Source organism: Actinoallomurus acaciae (genome assembly GCF_042429965.1).
Lineage (GTDB): Bacteria > Actinomycetota > Actinomycetes > Streptosporangiales > Streptosporangiaceae > Actinoallomurus > Actinoallomurus acaciae.
On record NZ_JBHLZP010000642.1, the window covers coordinates 4,079 to 4,820 of the forward strand.

1 protein-coding gene is annotated in these 742 nt (G+C 75.5%); it reads left to right on the top strand.

The features are described 5' to 3' along the window. Positions 1 to 233: 233 nt before the first annotated feature. Positions 234 to 742 (top strand): tRNA lysidine(34) synthetase TilS (gene tilS / locus ACFFNX_RS44005; RefSeq protein WP_378212205.1); only part of this gene is annotated, 509 nt, incomplete at its 3' end.

Here is a 742-nt window from a genome sequence, read left to right on the forward strand (position 1 = left end):
AGGCGTGACCGGGCGGGAGAGGCGTGACCGGGCGGGAGAGGCGTGACCGGGCGGGAGAGGCGTGACCGGGCGGGAGGGGCTCGACTCCGCAAGAACGGCCTGCGGGGAGTTGTTCGCCGTGTTGCGCATTGGGCTTTGCCCGGCGGGTCGGTGGCGATTGTGCAGGGCGGTCGGGAGGCGTGGTGCGCACGGGGGGCGGGATGCGGCTCGCGTCGGGGGCTTCGCGTACCACAATGGGGACCGTGGGTCCTGATCCGGCGGTTGCGGCCGTGCGCCTTGCGGTCCGGCGTGCCCTCGCCACGGTCGAGGTGGGCGATCTCGTGCTCGTCGCGTGCAGCGGTGGGGCCGACTCTCTTGCGCTCGCCGGGGCGCTGGCGTTCGAGGCGGCCAGATCCGGCCACCAGGCGGGCGGGGTTACCGTCGATCATGGTCTGCAGGACGGGTCGGCCGAGCGTGCCGCCGGCGTTGCCGCGACCCTGACCGGGCTCGGGCTGGAGCCCGCCGAGGTCCGTACGGTCACGGTCGGGACCGAAGGCGGTATGGAGGCCGCCGCGCGGACCGCGCGCTACGCCGCGCTCGACGCCGCCGCGGCCGGTCACCGGGCCACCGCCGTCCTGCTCGGGCACACGCTCGATGACCAGGCCGAGACCGTGCTGCTGGGGCTGGCGCGCGGGTCCGGCGCCCGCTCGCTGGCGGGCATGCCCGCCGTCTCGGGGATCTACCGTCGTCCGCTGCTGGAGCT